The 14,076-nt window shown below is 72.3% G+C and carries 16 protein-coding genes and 1 pseudogene; 12 read left to right on the top strand and 5 right to left on the bottom strand.

Features of this window, described 5'->3' with window-relative positions; all coding sequences use genetic code 11:
• Nucleotide 1 precedes the first annotated feature (1 nt).
• Nucleotides 2-493 carry a type II toxin-antitoxin system PemK/MazF family toxin gene (locus PSH03_RS14295; RefSeq protein WP_210785052.1) on the top strand — a complete coding sequence of 164 codons (492 nt, stop codon included), beginning with the start codon at nt 2-4 and terminating at the stop codon, nt 491-493.
• Between the two features lie 99 nt (nt 494-592).
• On the opposite strand, the gene PSH03_RS14290 is transcribed toward PSH03_RS14295, so the two are convergent.
• Nucleotides 593-1,237 (bottom strand): flavodoxin family protein, encoded by a 645-nt coding sequence (locus tag PSH03_RS14290; RefSeq protein ID WP_238689419.1) that lies wholly within the window; start codon nt 1,235-1,237, stop codon nt 593-595.
• Between the two features lie 124 nt (nt 1,238-1,361).
• Here PSH03_RS14290 and PSH03_RS14285 point away from each other — a divergent pair, with 124 nt between their 5' ends.
• Nucleotides 1,362-2,402 carry a phosphotransferase enzyme family protein gene (locus PSH03_RS14285; protein WP_238689418.1) on the top strand — a complete coding sequence of 347 codons (1,041 nt, stop codon included), beginning with the start codon at nt 1,362-1,364 and terminating at the stop codon, nt 2,400-2,402.
• A 26-nt stretch (nt 2,403-2,428) separates the two neighbouring features.
• Here PSH03_RS14285 and PSH03_RS14280 read toward each other — a convergent pair whose 3' ends face one another.
• Nucleotides 2,429-3,079 (bottom strand): GGDEF domain-containing protein, encoded by a 651-nt coding sequence (locus tag PSH03_RS14280; RefSeq protein ID WP_210785055.1) that lies wholly within the window; start codon nt 3,077-3,079, stop codon nt 2,429-2,431.
• A gap of 264 nt (nt 3,080-3,343) precedes the next feature.
• Between PSH03_RS14280 and PSH03_RS14275 the strand changes: the two genes are divergently transcribed.
• The 6 genes from PSH03_RS14275 (at nt 3,344) to PSH03_RS14250 (ending at nt 8,230) form a co-directional block, all read left to right on the top strand.
• On the top strand, nt 3,344-3,583 hold the full coding sequence (locus PSH03_RS14275; RefSeq protein WP_091406718.1) for a DUF397 domain-containing protein: 240 nt from the start codon (nt 3,344-3,346) through the stop codon (nt 3,581-3,583).
• A gap of 142 nt (nt 3,584-3,725) precedes the next feature.
• Complete coding sequence (locus PSH03_RS14270; protein WP_210785056.1) at nt 3,726-4,613, top strand: Sco1979 family transcriptional regulator; 888 nt, start codon at nt 3,726-3,728, stop codon at nt 4,611-4,613.
• Between the two features lie 136 nt (nt 4,614-4,749).
• Nucleotides 4,750-5,793 (top strand): LacI family DNA-binding transcriptional regulator, encoded by a 1,044-nt coding sequence (locus PSH03_RS14265; protein ID WP_238689417.1) that lies wholly within the window; start codon nt 4,750-4,752, stop codon nt 5,791-5,793.
• Nucleotides 5,794-5,795: 2 nt separating this feature from the next.
• Nucleotides 5,796-5,999: a hypothetical protein gene (locus PSH03_RS14260; RefSeq protein WP_238689416.1), complete on the top strand. Its 204-nt coding sequence runs from the start codon at nt 5,796-5,798 to the stop codon at nt 5,997-5,999.
• A 98-nt stretch (nt 6,000-6,097) separates the two neighbouring features.
• Nucleotides 6,098-7,555: a serine/threonine-protein kinase gene (locus PSH03_RS14255; RefSeq protein ID WP_238689415.1), complete on the top strand. Its 1,458-nt coding sequence runs from the start codon at nt 6,098-6,100 to the stop codon at nt 7,553-7,555.
• A gap of 33 nt (nt 7,556-7,588) precedes the next feature.
• Nucleotides 7,589-8,230 carry a histidine phosphatase family protein gene (locus tag PSH03_RS14250; protein WP_210787484.1) on the top strand — a complete coding sequence of 214 codons (642 nt, stop codon included), beginning with the start codon at nt 7,589-7,591 and terminating at the stop codon, nt 8,228-8,230.
• 43 nt (nt 8,231-8,273) lie between these two features.
• Here the strand turns inward: PSH03_RS14250 and PSH03_RS14245 are convergent, their stop codons facing one another.
• From PSH03_RS14245 to PSH03_RS14235, 3 genes are read right to left on the bottom strand one after another with little or no spacing between them, the layout of a single operon-like run.
• Nucleotides 8,274-8,774, bottom strand: coding sequence for a DinB family protein (locus tag PSH03_RS14245; RefSeq protein WP_210787483.1), 501 nt, complete (start codon nt 8,772-8,774; stop codon nt 8,274-8,276).
• Nucleotides 8,775-8,813: 39 nt separating this feature from the next.
• Nucleotides 8,814-9,647 carry an MOSC domain-containing protein gene (locus tag PSH03_RS14240; protein ID WP_238689414.1) on the bottom strand — a complete coding sequence of 278 codons (834 nt, stop codon included), beginning with the start codon at nt 9,645-9,647 and terminating at the stop codon, nt 8,814-8,816.
• Nucleotides 9,648-9,656: 9 nt separating this feature from the next.
• Nucleotides 9,657-10,382 (bottom strand): carbon-nitrogen hydrolase family protein, encoded by a 726-nt coding sequence (locus tag PSH03_RS14235; protein WP_238689445.1) that lies wholly within the window; start codon nt 10,380-10,382, stop codon nt 9,657-9,659.
• A gap of 82 nt (nt 10,383-10,464) precedes the next feature.
• Between PSH03_RS14235 and PSH03_RS14230 the strand changes: the two genes are divergently transcribed.
• The 4 genes and pseudogenes from PSH03_RS14230 to PSH03_RS14215 all read left to right on the top strand — a co-directional run.
• Nucleotides 10,465-11,247: a DedA family protein gene (locus tag PSH03_RS14230; RefSeq protein ID WP_210787480.1), complete on the top strand. Its 783-nt coding sequence runs from the start codon at nt 10,465-10,467 to the stop codon at nt 11,245-11,247.
• Between the two features lie 99 nt (nt 11,248-11,346).
• Nucleotides 11,347-12,528 (top strand): sensor histidine kinase, encoded by a 1,182-nt coding sequence (locus PSH03_RS14225; protein WP_238689413.1) that lies wholly within the window; start codon nt 11,347-11,349, stop codon nt 12,526-12,528.
• The gene (locus tag PSH03_RS14220) at nt 12,519-13,163 is read left to right on the top strand and encodes a response regulator (protein WP_210787479.1); all 645 of its coding nucleotides are present in this window, start codon (nt 12,519-12,521) and stop codon (nt 13,161-13,163) included. The genes PSH03_RS14225 and PSH03_RS14220 overlap by 10 nt, the downstream gene beginning before the upstream one ends.
• A gap of 648 nt (nt 13,164-13,811) precedes the next feature.
• A pseudogene (locus PSH03_RS14215) lies at nt 13,812-14,076 on the top strand (hypothetical protein); the annotation flags it as partial.

The raw sequence follows: 14,076 nt of genomic DNA, 5'->3' as shown, positions 1-14,076 counted from the left end.
CGTGGCTGGTCTGTTGAGGAATGTCGCGGCGCGTATCTCCCGCGTCGGTGCGGTGATCCCGTCGCCCCGGCGTACCGGGCCGGCGCCCGCGCAGGTGGCCCGCCGCCGTCAGGTGAGCGCTTTGCAGCGTCGGGAGCTGACCTACGCTCCGGAGCGGGACGGTCAGGCCGACCCGGGCGAGATCGTCTGGACGTGGGTGCCGTACGAGGACGACCCCCGCCAGGGCAAGGACCGGCCGGTGCTTGTCGTCGGGCGGCACAGCCGGACCCTGTTCGGGCTGATGCTGTCGAGCCAGAGCGAGCGGCACGGGCAGCGGCACTGGTTCGCGCTCGGGCCGGGCGAGTGGGACCGCGACAACCGGCCGAGCTGGGTCCGGCTGGACCGGGTGCTCACCATGCGCGAGGACAGCATCCGCCGGGAGGGCGCCGTGTTGGATCGGCCCCGGTTCGACCGCGTCGGGCAGGCGTTGCGCGCCGGCTACGGCTGGCGCTGACCGCGCCGGCCACGGCTGGCGCGGATCGGTAACGAGCCGTGCGCCGGGGCTGCCCCGGCGGTGGGGCAGCCCGGGCAGTGACGCATCTGGCGGTGAGGTCTATTCGCGGCTTGGGCCGACTGCCGCGCCTTTCGCGTCCGGCGGCGGGTACGGCTGGTCGGCGAGGAGTCGGGCCAGGTGCGCGGTGTTGAGCGCCAGGGCCTTCGTGGTGCGGCCGGTGGTGTCGGGCTTGGGGCCGGCGTCGCGGTAGTCCACGGTCTGCAGTGCCTCACCGACCCAGTAGGTCGCGGCGGCGGCGGCAATGGTGAAACCGACCTCGTTGAGCGCCTGCTGCACCTCGCCGATGGTGTGGTGGGCGCCGTCCTCGTTGCCGACCACGGCGACACCGGCCACCTTGCCGTAGGTGAGGAGCCGGCCGTCGGCGTCGGTCTCGGAGAGTTCGGCGTCGAGGCGTTCGAGGACCATCTTGCAGACGCTGGAGGGCTGGCCGAGCCAGATCGGCGTGGCGATGATCAGCACCTGGGCGGCCATCAGCTTGCCGCGGATCGCCGGCCAACCGTCGCCGTCGCCCTCGTCCGTGGACACCCCGAAACGCACGTCGTGATCGACGACGCGGATCATCTCGCCCTCCACGCCCTGCACGGCCAGCTCGGCGAGCACTTCCCGACCGAGCTGCTCGGCGCTCGACGGCGTCGGTGACGGCTTGAGGGTGCAGTTGAGTACGAGGGCGCTGATGGTCGCCACGTCGGTTCCTCTCGGCGGTCGTGTTCGGGTACTGGCCTGCCATACCCGGCTAGGACGTCTCAGAACACCCCTGCGACCGGCAAAACCGCTGGGTCGACGGCCGGAGCGCTGGCATGGTGTCCGCATGGTGCCGAACGTCGCACGGCAGGTGGCCGAACAGGTACGGACGGGCTTCGGCCTGCACCTGTCCACGATGGAGCCGGTCACCTCCGGCGCGGACCAGCACGCCCGACTGTGGCTCGCTCAGGCCGTCGACGGCTCTCGGTACGCGGTCAAGCTGAGCGGTGGCGGCACCCCGGCCGGCCTGGTCGTGACGGCGTACCTGGCCGAACAGGGGGTGCCGGGCATCGCCGCGCCGCTGCGGGCCGACGGCGGACGGCTGTCGATCGACCACGACGGCCGCCGCCTCTCGGTGGTGCCGTGGGTCTCCGACCAGCGGGCGCTCGACGGCCCGATGACCGGCGCGCACTGGCGCGCGTACGGCGAGGTGCTGGCCGCCGTGCACGAGGTGCCGGTGACCGACGAGCTGAGCCGGCTGCTACCGGCGGGCGGTGCCGCGTACCCCTCGATCGTGACCGCGACCCGCGCGGTGGCCGCGCGGCTGCGCGATCCGGACCGGGCCGACCTCGCGGACCCGCTGGTGGTGGAGCTGGTGGGGGTGTGGTCCACGGTGGCCGACCAGCTGGGGGTGCTGATTCGCGAGGTCGAGCGCCGCGCCGTCGACCAGCGCGACCGGCCCGGCCCGAATGTCGTCTGCCACGGCGACCCGCACCTGGGCAACCTGCTGCTCGGCGCGGACGGGCACGTGTGGCTGATCGACTGGGACGACGCTGTGCTCGCCCCGCCCGAGTGCGACCTCATGTTCGTCCTCGGTGGGGTGCTCGCCTTCGCGCCGATCAGTGCCGAGCAGCAGCAGGCGGCGCTCGCCGGCTACGGCAGGATCGACGTCGACCCGGTGCGCCTGGCCTGGTTCCTCGCGGTCCGCGCGCTCGACGACCTCAGCGACTGGACCCGCCAGGCATTGGACCTCGACGCCGAGGCGGCCGACCGGGAGCGGGCGGCGCGGATCGTGCGAGGGCTGGTGTCACCGGCGGGTCTGGTCACCCTCGCCGACGCGGCGGTGCGCGGTCTCGACCCAGAGGCGCGGGCTGTCCGTAGCGGGTAGCCACGAAGAAGGGCGGAGCTGAACGGTCAGCGCTCGCCGAGGAACGCGCTGTCGACCAGTTGGCGGGGCGATCGGGCGCCACCGAGGCTCTTCGCCTGGTACATGGCCGCGTCGGCGCGGCTGAGCGCGTCGGTGAGCTGGGCCGGGCCGGTCACCGGGGCGAGCCCGACGGACGCGGTGACCCGGACGCTGCACGCGCTCAGCCGGATCGGCGCGGCGACGGTCTCGCTGAGCCGGCGGGTCGAGTGCTCGATCCAGCGCCGGTCGACGGTGGGGCTGGAGAGCAGCCCGGCGAACTCGTCGCCGCCGAGGCGCGCCACGAGGTTGTCCCCGGCGAAGCCGGCGAGGCGTTCGGCAACACTGATCAGCACCTGGTCGCCGGCGGCGTGCCCGTACCGGTCGTTGATCTGCTTGAAGTCGTCCAGATCGAGCACCACGGCGATCAGCGGCTGGCCGGCGGCGTCGGTGAGCAGGGCGGCTGCCAGGCGGTAGAAGGCGCGGCGGTTGGGCAGCCCGGTGAGCGGGTCGTGACTGGCGGCGTGCCGTTCGGCGGCCAGTTCGGCCTGGAGGTGACCGATCTCGGCCTCGGCGCGCACCGCCCGTCGGCGTAGTTGCCACGAGGAGAGCAGCGCGCCCGCCGCGCAGACGCCGGAGGCGACACTCATCGGATCCGGCACGAACCCTCCCATCGCCGCGACCGCCTCCAGCCTTCGGTTGACGCGGCACGCCGCGTCGGGCCCAGTTTTGCCTGATCGTTGCCCGTGTGGGGGTAACTCAAAGTGAACGGATGGGCACCGATCATGTGCGTTATCATGCTCGCCGTCGGATGCAGATGCAATAGCAGATGCACGTGCAGAACCGTCCAATGTCGATACCGCACCCCCTCGCCGTCACCGCTCCTCCCACGGCCACCGGCGGGCTCGTAACAGAAAGACGCCCCCATGCAGCAGCCACCCAATGGCGTACCGATCCACCAGTTGCCTCCGCTGAGCTGGCAGAAGAGTCGCCGCAGCAACCCCAGCGGCAACTGCGTCGAACTGGCCGAACTGCCCGAGGGAGCGGGCATCGCGGTCCGCAACTCACGACACCCGGAAGGGCCGGCGCTCATCTACACGGTGGATGAGATCGCCGCCTTCGTTCTCGGTGCGCGGGACGGAGATTTCGACCACCTGATCAACTGACCGTCCGAGGGTGGGTCGTCCCGGTGACGGGACTGATTCACCGGCGCGGAGGAGTTCACCTCACTGTCGGTCCATGGCATGCTTACACGTCGGCCGGGCCGGGGCGCCCGGCCGTCGTGGGTCGGTGTCCGGAGGTCCGCACGTGACGATGGTTCCCGCCGAGGGTGGCCCGACATCCGGGCCGACCGTGCTGCGCATGCTGCTCGGCGCCCAACTGCGCCGTCTCCGGGAGTCCAGCGGAGTGACCCGGGAGGGCGCCGGCTGGGAGATCCGCTCCTCCGAATCCAAGATCAGTCGGATGGAGCTGGGTCGGGTCGGCTTCAAGGAGCGTGACGTCGCCGACCTGTTGACCCTCTACGGCGTCACCGAGGACCACGAACGCGACGCGCTGCTCAAACTCGCGCGGGACGCGAACAGCCCCGGCTGGTGGCACCGCTACGGCGACGTGCTGCCCTCCTGGTTCCAGTCGTACCTGGGCCTGGAGGCCGCCGCCGCGCTGATCCGCAGCTACGAGGTGCAGTTCGTGCCCGGCCTCCTGCAGACCCGGGAGTACGCCCGGGCGGTCGTGCTGCTCGGGCACGGCGCGGCTGGTCCGGGTGAGATCGACAGGCGCGTCGCGCTGCGGATGCAGCGTCAGCAGTTGCTCCAGCGGCAGAACCCGCCGCAGCTCTGGGCCGTGGTGGACGAGGCGGCACTGCGCCGGCCCATCGGCGGGGCCGAGGTCATGCGCGATCAGCTCACCGCGCTCATCGAGGCGACCAAGTCGCCCCACATCCGGTTGCAGGTCATCCCGTTCGCCGCCGGTGGCCACGCCGCCGCCGGGGGCGCCTTCACCATCCTGCGCTTCGGCGACCAGGAGCTTCCGGACATCGTCTACATCGAACAGCTCACCAGCGCCATCTACCTGGACAAGCGCGACGACCTGGATTACTACGCGGTGGCCATGGAGCGGCTCTGCGTCGAGGCCGAGCCGCCCGAGCGTACGGCGGAGATCCTCGGCCGGCTGCTGGACGACACCTACCCGGCCTGACGCTCGTCGTCGTAGGCCCCGCGCAAACGGACTCTCAGCCCACGTATTGACCGACGCCGACCGGTCCGGCTAGTCTCTGTATCGATACAGACTGGATCGATACAGAGAGGTGCCGGTGAAGCCAACACTGCAAGCCGTGGCCGACGCCGTCGGCGTCTCGCGCAGCACCGTCTCCAACGCCTACAGCCGCCCCGACCAGCTCTCCGCCACCCTGCGCGAGCGGATCCTGGACGCCGCCCGGCAACTCGGGTACCCCGGCCCCAACCCCACCGCACGCTCCCTGCGCCGAGGTTTCGTCGGGTCGATCGGGGTGCTGTTCACCTCGCAACTGTCGTACGCCTTCACCGACCCGTTCGCGGTCCGCTTCCTCGCCGGCGTCGGCGCGGCGGCCGAACGGCACGGCACCAGCATGCTGCTGGTGCCGCTGCCCCCGGCGGTGACCGACGCCCGACAGGCGGTGGAGAACGCCGCCGTCGACGGGTTCTGCGTCTACTGCGTCGCCGACGAGGAATGGGCGTTGGACGTGATCCGCCAACGCGGGCTGCCGTTCGTCAGCACGGCCGCCCGCGACGACGCCAGCGCCGACGAACGCTTCGTCGGCATCGACGAGCGGGCCGCCGCACGCAGCGCCGCCGCGCACGTCGCAGGGCTCGGGCACCGTCGGGTGGCGCTGCTCGCCGACTCCGTGCTGCCCGACGCGCCGGCCGGCCCGCTCACAGTGGCCGGGGTCCACCAGGTGCCGCATCCGACCACCCGAGGCCGGCTCAGCGGGTTCGCCGACGCCTTCGCCGAGGTCGGCGTCGGCTGGGCCGAGCTGACACTGGTAAACGTCCCCGGCAACAGCCGCCCGGCGGCAGCCGCAGCCATCGCCGGGCTGTTCGACCAACCCGCGCCGCCGACCGCCGTGCTGGCCGGCTCCGACGTCCTCGCGCTCGGTGTGCTGGACGCCCTGGCCGCACGGCCAGCCCATGATCGTCCCAGCGTCTCGGTGACCGGCTTCGACGACGTCCCCGAGGCCGCCGCGGCCGGCCTCACCACCGTCCGGCAGCCGGCCGAGGAGAAGGGCCGGATCGCCGCCGAACTGCTGCTCGACCCACCCGCGGACGCCGCGGCCGGTCACGTGCTGCTGCCCACCGCACTCGTCGTCCGGGCTTCCACCGGACCCGTCCCGAGGAGTTGACCATGGAACTTCCCAGCGGATACATCACCGCGCTCGACGCCATGAACCGGCACGTCAACTCGGCCCGACCGAACGCTCCGGTCCAGGTCGACCACCCCCGCCGGGCCCTGCTCGCCCCGACCCGGCAGGCCACCGCCCTCGCCCTGCGCCGGCTCGCCGACCGCATCCAACCGCGACCGCTGCCCGGCACCCCGCGCTGCTCCTGACACGCACCAATCCCATTCCGGTACGCACGGGACGAACAGTGTGGGTCCGGGCACGCAGAGTGGTCGAGGGCGGTGTTGCCAGGCAGACTGGTGAAGCCATGTCGCCGCTCACGCCCACTCTCCGCCTCCACGACCGCTACGTACTGCACGAGCGGATCGGTCTCGGTGGCATGTCCGAGGTGTGGCGAGGCGACGACGAGGTGCTCGGGCGGCCGGTCGCGATCAAGGTGCTCGCCGGGCAGTTCGCCACCGACCCACAGCTGCGGGCCACCATCCAACGCGAGGCCCGCGCGGCCGCCCGGCTGACCCACCCACACGTGACCCAGGTGTACGACTACGCCGAGGCGACCCTGGCCGGCGGCGTCGTGGTCCCGTACCTGGTGATGGAGCTCGTCGACGGTCACAACCTGGCCGACCGGCTGCGGACCGGGCCGCTGCCCTGGCCGGAGGCGGTCCGGGTGGCCGGGCAGATCGCCGCCGCGCTGGCCGCCGCGCACCGCATCGGCGTCGTGCACCGCGACGTCAAGCCCGGCAACGTCATGCTCACCGACACCGGCGCCAAGGTGCTCGACTTCGGCATCGCCGCGCTCGGCGGCCTCGACAGCCAGTCCGGCGAATCGCTGATGGGCACCCCCGCCTACTTCGCCCCGGAACGGCTGACCGCCGGCCCTCCCGACCCGGCGAGCGACGTGTACGCCCTCGGCGCACTGCTCTACCGCACCCTCACCGGGCGGGCGCCACTGCCCGTGCAGAGCTGGGAGGACGCGCTGGAGGTGCACCGGCGGGGCACCCCGGTGCCGCCGCTGCGGGTGCCCGGCCTACCCGCCGACATCGCCGAACTGACCGTCGCCTGCCTGGCCGCCAACCCGGCCGACCGGCCGAGCGCCGCACACCTGGCCCGCCGCTTCGGCGCCGGTCAGCCGGTCGAGCCGCCCACCGAGCTGCTGCGCATCCGGCCGGCCGCCCACCCGCCCACCCTGATCGACCGGTCGGTGGTGGCCCGCCCCGTCCCGGTAGCCGCCGCACCGGCCCGACGCCGAACACGTCGGCCCCTCGCCGTGCTCGTCGCGGCCGTGCTCGCCGTGCTGATCGGCATCGGCGTCCTGTTCGTGGAGAATCCGCTCGGCAACCCGGGCACACCCGACCCGGCCGAGATCGCCGCCGCGCCGTCGACCTCCGCCCCGGCCCCCGCGCCCACGACACACTCGCCGACGCCGGCCGTACCGTCCCCAACACGCCCCACCGCCAGCACCGCGCCCCCGACCGCCGGGCAGCAGCTACCGGTCAGTTTCCGGGAGGTGAGCAGCGAATTCGCCGCCGTCCTCGCCACCGCGGTCGCCCGCGGTGACGTCGACCCGAAGACCGCCGAAGATCTGCGTGACGACCTGGCCGACCTCAACCGCCGCACCAGGGACCGCGCCGAGCGCGTCGCCGACCTACGGGACCACATCGCCGAGCTGGTGCGGCGGGACCGTCTACCAGCGCAGACGGGCGCGAAACTGGACGCTCTGCTCAGCCGGGCCGACACCTTCTCCACCAGCCGTACGGACGACTGATACTGCCGTCGATACCGCTGGCATGATGTCCCGATGCGGACACGTCTGATCTTCGTGCGACACGGCGAGTCGGTCCACCAGCTCGAAGGAATCATCGGTGGGCCACGTGGCTGTCGGGGCCTCACCGCCCTCGGCCACGAGCAGGCACACGACCTGGCCAACCGGCTCACCGGCGAGGTCGCCGTCGACGGGCCGGTGGCGGTCTACTCGTCCGTGCTGCGCAGGGCCGTCGAGACCGCGCAACCGATCGGCGCGGCGTTCGGCGTCCGGCCCGTGGCCGACTGCGGTCTCTGCACCTGGCACACACCCCCGTACGCCGACGGCCTGCCGACAGCCCTCTTCCGCACCGACCACGCGGTGGCGGGTGGCGGTGTGTTCCGACCGTTCGAGGAGGGCAACGAGAGCTGGGCGGAGCTGGTGGTCCGCGTCAGCCGCGCGATCATGGAGATCGCCCACCGGCACCGGGGCTCCACAGTGGTCCTGGTCGGCCACAGCGAGACCGTCGAGGGCGCCTTCCACGCGCTCGGCGCGCAGCCGGTCTTCCGGGCGTTCGACCTGGACGTGCCCCCGGCCTCGATCACCGAATGGACCACCGACCACGACCCCGGCGGTTGGCCGCCGGCCCGCTGGACGCTGCGTCGCTTCGCCGACACCGGCGGTTGGGCCAGAGGGTGATCCGGGCCACGCCGCGCGCGACCAGCTTCGGCCGGCGGCGCGGCTAGTCGGCGGCCAGGATCTGCTCGCGCAGGATCTCCGCGTGCCCGCAGTGCTGCGCCAGCTCGCGTAGCACGTGCAGGTAGACCCAGCGCAGCGGCAGCGGGCCGCGCCGGTTGCCGCGAAGCAGGTCGTCCAGGCCCAGCGGCGCCGTCGCGCGGCGGGAGGCCTCGCACGCCTCGCGGTGCGCTCGCTGGATCGAGGCGATCGTGTCGCCGTCGTCGAGGATGAACGACTCGTCCGGCGTGGCCGGGATGCCGATCTCGGCCCGGGGCCGACACGTGACGGCCTCGTCGAACCAGACCTTCTCCACGAACGCGGCGTGCTTCACCAGACCCAGCAGCGTCGTCCGGGACGGCACCAACGACCGGCGGGCCTGCTCCTCGGTCAGCCCGTCCAGGTAGCCGTTGAGCGCTCTGCGGTGCTCGTCGATGAACGCCTCGAACTGCTTCTGGGCCGACTGGCCGACGACATCATCGGCGAAGGTCGGGGGAAAGGAGGTCATTCCCGAAGCATTCCAAGGTCATTGCCGGCGCGCAAACACTCACGGGCCGACCGAAACGTGGTCGCCGTCCGCCACTCGCCCGGAGCGGACCACGGTGGCGTACCCGCCGACACACGGCTGGGGACCCATTCCGGGCAGCGGTTCGATCCGGTTGAGCCGGGCGGGCACCCGCAGCGCCTCGGTCTCGCGGGGCAGCGGGCCCTGCGCGAGCGTGGGCACCGCGCAGCGCGGCGTCGGTGCGAGCACGGCGAGCACCAGGTCCGGGCCGACGCGCAGTTCCCGGCCGACCCAGCCGTTCTCGGCGAAGGCGTCCGTGTCCGTGTCGAGCACCAGGTTGGGCCGGTAGCGTTCCACCGTCCCCGCCCCGGGCGGCAGATGCCCGGCGATCCGGTCCAGGGTCGCGGTGGTGACCAGGTGGATCGGAGCGAAGTCGAAGAAGGTCCCGGGCAGCAGCGACCCGAGCCGGCTCTCGTCGGCCGGGACCTCGTCGGTGAGGCCGGCCGCGAGTACCGCCTCCGGGTGCGAGCGCAGCAGGGTGGCGCCGGGTGGTACGGCGTCGACGAGGGTCACCGGGCGGCCTACCGCCGCGCTGAGCGCCGTGTCGATGTCGGGGTCCTCGCTCGACAGGCGCCGGCCGTCGGGCAGGGTTATCCGTACCGGATCGGTCGGCCCGCCGGTCGCTCGTAGCGTGAGCAGGCCGCGCCAGCGATGGGGTTGCTTGGCGCTGGCCACCCGTCCACTGGTTTGATCCAGCAGGGCCAGCACGCGGTCACCCGCGACGCCGCTCGCGCTGATGTCGGCGGCCGAGGTCCGCTCTCCGAGCAGCGACTTCACCGGGTACCGCCGCAGCTGCACCACCCGTCCGGAGATCATCCCGTCACCCTAACCGCGCCCGCCGCCCCGGTCCGGCGACGTGAGGCTGACGTTGAGCGACTCGCCCGGTTCGGTGCCCGCGCGGGCGTACACCTCGCCGTCGGGCGTCCAGACGCCCGACCGCCCCGCCGCCTCGGTGTAGCCACCGCCGGTCGACCCGGCGAAGCTCGCCACCGCCACCCAGACCCGGTGCGTGGCGGTGATCCGGTGCGCCCGCTGGTCTATCACGGCGGCGTCGCGGGCCGACTCGAGGACACCCGCCGCGTACACGTCGATTCCGAGCGCTGCCGTCCGGTCCGCGTGCGCGGCCACGCCGGTGTCCTTGCAGATCGCCAACCCCACCCGCCAACCGTCCACATCGAGCACGACCGGGGCGTCGCCGGGCCGGAACCGGCGGGCCTCCGCGTCCCCCAGCCACATTTTCCGGTACGCCACACTCGCACCGCCGCCGGTCACCGCCAGCATCGCGATGTTCTCGCCGGTGACCGGCGCACCGACCAGGGCCAGCGCACCGGCCTCGGCGCACGCGTCGACCAGTGGCGTCAACCGCGGGTCGTCGACCGACACGACCGGCGCGTCCAACTCGTACCCGGTCAGCGACAGCTCCGGAAAGACCACCACCCGGGCGCGCGCCGCGCGGACCGCGGCGGCGTGCGCCCGCGCGTTCGCCGCGACATCCAGGGGTACGCACGCCGGCTGGACCACGGCGAGCCGCAGCGGGGTGCGGCTTTCCACACCCCCACCGGTGTGGTCGACCCGCGCGGTCGGGCGGTCGGCCCCATGGTCGGCTCTCAGGATGACTTCGTAACGTGGGCGCATGATTCGAACGTCCCACGCCGTGTTCGCCACCGGAACCCCCGCCGCCGCAGCGGAGCCACCACAGGACGGGATCGTCGGCTACGTCACTGACCTGGTGGAACGACTCGGCGGGCCGGGTGCCGGCCTGGCGGTGGCGTTGGAGAACCTCTTCCCGCCGATCCCCAGTGAGGTGATCCTGCCGCTGGCCGGGTTCGTCGCCGCGCAGGGGCGGATGAGTCTGGTCGGTGCGATCTTCTGGACCACGCTGGGTTCGGTGGTGGGCGCGCTCGCGCTCTACCTGATCGGCGCGGCCCTGGGGCGCGACCGGATGCGCGCCATCGTTTCCCGGCTTCCGCTGGTCAAGCTCAGCGACGTGGACCGGACCGAGGCGTGGTTCCTGCGGCACGGTGTGAAGGCGGTCTTCTTCGGCCGGATGATCCCGATCTTCCGGAGTCTGATCTCCATCCCGGCGGGCGTGGAGCGGATGCCGGTGACCACGTTCCTGCTCTACACCACGCTGGGCAGCCTGATCTGGAACACCACATTCGTGCTCGCCGGCTACCTGCTGGGCGACAACTGGCACCTCGTCGAGGGCTACGTCGGCACGCTCCAGAAAGTGGTGATCGTGGTCTGCGTGGCGGCGGCTGCCTGGTTCGTCGGGTCCCGCGTGCTCAAAGCCCGCCGCGCCGCCCGCAACCCCGAGCCGACCGAACCCGAGCAGAGCGCAATGAACGGGATGCCCGACCCGGGCGGTCGCGGCACCCTCTACCGAAGCGGATCGTGGGCCTCGGACGAGCGGTAGCCAGCCCTCTTCTGGTTCCCTTTGCTCTGCTTCACCCCACGCACCACCCCCGGGTCGCCTGCGGGCGGATCAGATGAGGCAGAGCAAGGGGGACCAGGCGTGGTGCGGAAGGCGGGCGAGGTGATGGGGGAGCGGCGAACCGGCGGGTGGTGGCTTCGGCTCCGGCTGCCGCTCGGCGTCGCCGTCGGCATCGCGACGGCCGCCGTCGAGCTCGCCTTCCTCGCCGTCGCGGCCGCCGCATCCAGCGTGCGCGCGGTAGCGCCCGCGGCCGGCCGTCGGGTCGCTGACCTGACCGACCGGTACGGGGAGCGGCTGGTACGGATGGAACATCGCCGCCTCACCGGGCCGCTCGCCGCAGAGGATCTGCCCGCGCCGAACACCGTGGCGACCCGCCGGCAGCTCGGCTACCTGGCCGCCCGACTGTTACCCGGCACGCTCGGCCTGCTGGCGTACACCGTGCTCGGCGTCGGCATGGTGCTGGCCGGGATCGTGCTGCGCGCGGCGCTGCGCGGAGAGCTGACCCTCCTCGACGCCCTGTCCCAGATCGCCGTCGGGGCGGTGCTGTTACTGCTCAACGTTCAGGCCGTTGCCAGCATCGCCGCGCTCGACATCCGGCTGGCGCGACGACTGCTCGGGCCGGGAAGTCGGGCCGAGCTGACGCGGCGGGTCCATGAGCTGACCACCAGCCGGGCCGGGGTCATCGCCGCTGTCGACGCCGAACGGCAGCGCATCGAACGCGACCTGCATGACGGCCTCCAACAGCGGCTGGTCGCCCTCGGCATGCTGCTCGGCCGGGCCCGGCGCGCCCGCGACGCCGACCGCACACACGCACTGCTCGCCCAGGCGCACGAGGACGTGCAGCGGGCCATCGAAGAGTTGCGCGAGGTGGCATGGCGGGTCTACCCGTCAGCACTGAACGACAGCGATCTGGGCGAGGTCCTGGCCATCGTCGCCCGCGGATCCGAGGTGCCGGTGCGGATCCGCTGCGAGCTGCCCGTCCGCCCCGACCGGCAGGTCGAGACGGTGCTGTACTTCGTGGCCTGCGAGGCGCTCACCAACGCCGCGAAACACGCCGCCGCTACCCTGGTCACTGTCGAAATCGGAGTACGGGATGGGTGGATCCGGATGCGCGTACACGACGACGGCGTCGGCGGGGCGGACCCGGCCGGACGCGGGTTGTCCGGGCTCGCGCGGCGGGTCGCCGCGCTGGACGGTCGGCTGCTGGTGACCAGCCCGGCCGGAGGTCCGACGACAGTGCTGGCGCAGCTGCCGTGCGACTAGTCCTCGCCGAAGACTCGACGCTGCTCCGGGAGGGCCTGACGCGGCTGCTCGCCGACGAGGAGCACGAGGTGCTCGCGGCGGTCGGGACCGCCGACCAGCTTGTCGAGGCGGTCGGACGATCACGTCCCGACGTGGTCGTCACCGACGTCCGGATGCCACCCAACCACACCGATGACGGGCTACGGGCCGCCCTGGAGATCCGTCGTCGGTGGCCCGACACCGGCGTCCTCGTGCTCTCCCAGTACGTGGAGCGGCGTTACGCCGGGCGGCTGCTCGCGGACCGTCCCGAGGGAGTTGGCTACCTGCTCAAGGACCGGGTCGCCCAGGTGGACGACTTCCTCGACGCACTCGACCGGATCGCCGCCGGAGGCACCGCCCTCGACCCGGAGGTGGTCCGTCAGGTGGTGGCCGGCTCGGATCGGCCCGACCCGTTCGGTCGGCTCACGCCGCGGGAACGGGACGTGTTGCACGAGATGGCCCAGGGCCACACGAATCTCGCCATCGCCCAGCGGCTGCACGTATCGCAGAGCGCCGTCGAGAAGCATGTCAACGCGATCTTCGACAAACTCGACCTCGCACACACAACGGGCTACAGCCGACGAATCCTCGCAATCCTGCGCTACCTGGGCACCTGACCCGCCCGGACTCGCATGCCGGGCACGGCGGCGGCCAGGCATGCGGAATCGGACGCCGGGCACGGGCGTCCCGGGCCGGGCATGATCGACTCGGGTTCCTTGATGTCGGGGGTGTCCGGGTGTCCGGGATGCCCCGACTTCCGTGGACCCGAGTGGATCATCCGGTGAGGGCCGGTTCGACGACGTGGGCCCGGTGTCGTGTGGGCGCTTTGTCCGTTGGTGGGTGCTTGTGGGGTGTGGCCGGGCGCACTCGTGGGCCGGAATCATGGCCGGGCCGGGGTCGTTACACACCCTGACGATCGCAGTACCACCGACCGGCCGCCGGACCCCTGACGGCTGGTCGCGCAGGTGGAATGCCAGCCTCCACCGGGTCGTTACAGTCCCCACGAACGACCACCGGGCACCGCCTCGACGAGGGTGCTGATGGATGGGCCGACCCCGGAATGACCCCGGCCCCCCGGTCGTTACACAGGGACCCGGCGCCACGAGCTCCCCGCTCGCCAGGTCGCCGACCCCGACGCCCGACCGGGTGTCACCCCCCAAGACTTTTCCTCTTGTTAGTGCAGCGCCGGACGAGGTGCTCACACCCATCACCGCCGTCTCCCTCTTTGGCGGTGTGGGTGTTCTACCCCCGAAGGAGCTACCCCCATGAACACGATCTTCCGTAAGAGCGTGCTGTCTGTTGCTGGTCTCGCGTTCGCCGGTGGTGTGTTCGCCGGCCCGATCGCCGCCCACGCCGCTACCCCGGCCGTGGATGCCAAGGCGGTTGCGGTAGCCGTGCAGTCGGCGGCGCCGAAGCCGCAGGGCGAGCAGTCCCACATCACCCTCAACGACGAGCAGACCACCAACGTGAAGGCCATCATCGCGGCCACCAAGAAGGCCGGCCTCCCCGAGCGGGCCGCGGTCATCTCGA

Origin of the sequence: Micromonospora salmantinae, assembly GCF_022230905.1 — a bacterium.
Taxonomy (GTDB): domain Bacteria; phylum Actinomycetota; class Actinomycetes; order Mycobacteriales; family Micromonosporaceae; genus Micromonospora; species Micromonospora salmantinae.
The sequence above is the reverse complement of the archived record's forward strand: the minus strand, read 5'-3'. Positions and strand labels throughout refer to the sequence as shown.

Excerpts from the sequence above, each read along its gene's own strand:
- PSH03_RS14285 (WP_238689418.1), top strand. The coding sequence starts at position 1,362 with ATGGTGCCGAACGTCGCACGGCAGGTGGCCGAACAGGTACGGACGGGC.
- PSH03_RS14275 (WP_091406718.1), top strand. The coding sequence starts at position 3,344 with ATGCAGCAGCCACCCAATGGCGTACCGATCCACCAGTTGCCTCCGCTG.
- PSH03_RS14260 (WP_238689416.1), top strand. The coding sequence starts at position 5,796 with ATGGAACTTCCCAGCGGATACATCACCGCGCTCGACGCCATGAACCGG.
- PSH03_RS14255 (WP_238689415.1), top strand. The coding sequence starts at position 6,098 with ATGTCGCCGCTCACGCCCACTCTCCGCCTCCACGACCGCTACGTACTG.
- PSH03_RS14250 (WP_210787484.1), top strand. The coding sequence starts at position 7,589 with ATGCGGACACGTCTGATCTTCGTGCGACACGGCGAGTCGGTCCACCAG.
- PSH03_RS14245 (WP_210787483.1), bottom strand. The coding sequence starts at position 8,774 with ATGACCTCCTTTCCCCCGACCTTCGCCGATGATGTCGTCGGCCAGTCG.
- PSH03_RS14240 (WP_238689414.1), bottom strand. The coding sequence starts at position 9,647 with ATGATCTCCGGACGGGTGGTGCAGCTGCGGCGGTACCCGGTGAAGTCG.
- PSH03_RS14230 (WP_210787480.1), top strand. The coding sequence starts at position 10,465 with ATGATTCGAACGTCCCACGCCGTGTTCGCCACCGGAACCCCCGCCGCC.